At 54.9% G+C, this 1,202-nt stretch carries 2 protein-coding genes; both read right to left on the bottom strand.

What is annotated here, in order from left to right:
- A partial coding sequence (locus QZL66_RS03630) for a zinc ribbon domain-containing protein (RefSeq protein ID WP_293601822.1) occupies window positions 1-467 on the bottom strand: 467 nt, incomplete at its 3' end.
- Between the two features lie 17 nt (window positions 468-484).
- Window positions 485-967, bottom strand: a complete 483-nt coding sequence (locus QZL66_RS03625) for a zinc ribbon domain-containing protein (RefSeq protein ID WP_022410396.1) — start codon at window positions 965-967, stop codon at window positions 485-487.
- Window positions 968-1,202 lie beyond the last annotated feature (235 nt).

Here is a 1,202-nt window from a genome sequence, read left to right as displayed (position 1 = left end):
CAGAACTCCGGCTGGGGTTCGGTCTGCGGGACAGCAGCCGCCTGTAAATCGGCTTCTCTCGCCGCACGCTCTGCCTCTTCCCGCTGGCGCTGTTCCTCGGCAAGGCGCTTGCCCACCGGATTCTCTGCTCCGCACCTGGTGCAGTACAGCACTGTTTCCGGAATCTCCGCACCGCAGCCGGCGCAGATGAGGAGGTGCTTGTTCCTGCGGATCTGGCTGCGGTACTCCTCCATCTTTGCCTTGCTGGTCTGATACTCCTGCATCAGACCGGCGAAATCCGGATCGCCGTCTGCGCCGTGCAGCTCCATGTACTTCCTGCCGATCTCCGCATAAATGCGCTGGACGTTGCGCTCCTCGTCGCTGATGAGTCCGTTCAGCCGCATGGTGTCCGTCGAAATCTTGGTCTTCTCCACAACGCTCTGGGTGGTATCGGAGATCTTCTTTCCAAGGTCACTCCAAAAAGCCATGATGTTCCCTCACTTTCTCACACACCGGCATCCGAGAGCTTTTCGCCGCAGTTGCAGCAGTAGCCTGCGCCGGGGGCAATGGGACTGCCGCATCTGGGGCAGCGGTTAGGCTGAGGCTTGGGCGCTTCCTTCTGGCAGTTCTCCGCCTCCGGATTGGGTGTGCCGCAGCGGATGCAGAATTTGGTGCTGACCGGAATTTCCGCACCGCAGCCGGAACAGATGGTCACGCCCTTGTTCTTCCGCAGCTGTCCCTTGTACTCCTCGATCTTCAGGCGGCTTGCCGAGATCTGCTGCAGATACTCCGCAAAATCCGGATCCATATCTGCGCCGTAGCGCTCCAGATACTTCTTGCCGATGTTGGTATACGCTGCTGTGATCTTCTGTTCCTCCTCCCGAATCCAGCTGTTCAGCCGGTAATTGTCGGCAGAGGTCTTTGCCATATCAGCCGCTGTATGGGTGGCATCCGTCAGTTTTTTTCCGAGATCATCTAAAAATGTCATAAGTTCCTCACTTTCCCGAAGGGGCATGCGCCGGCTGCCTGCACAATTGCACAAAAACTCGGCGCATACCCAGAAAAAATCGTATCTTTATTATACTATATTTTACGATATCTTGCAAGGGTTTTTTCAAAATGATTTTTGAATGCACAGAATGCGGAAACCTTCTGTGATTTCCAAGCACACGCTGATTTGAAGTATATGAATGGATAAAGCGCAGGACAAAGATGAATCTGTC

It is taken from the genome of Ruminococcus sp. CAG:330, from assembly GCF_000437175.1.
Taxonomy (GTDB): Bacteria; Bacillota; Clostridia; order Oscillospirales; family Ruminococcaceae; genus Ruminococcus_C.
Note: the sequence above shows the minus strand (reverse complement) of the source record. Positions and strands in the feature narration are given on the sequence as shown.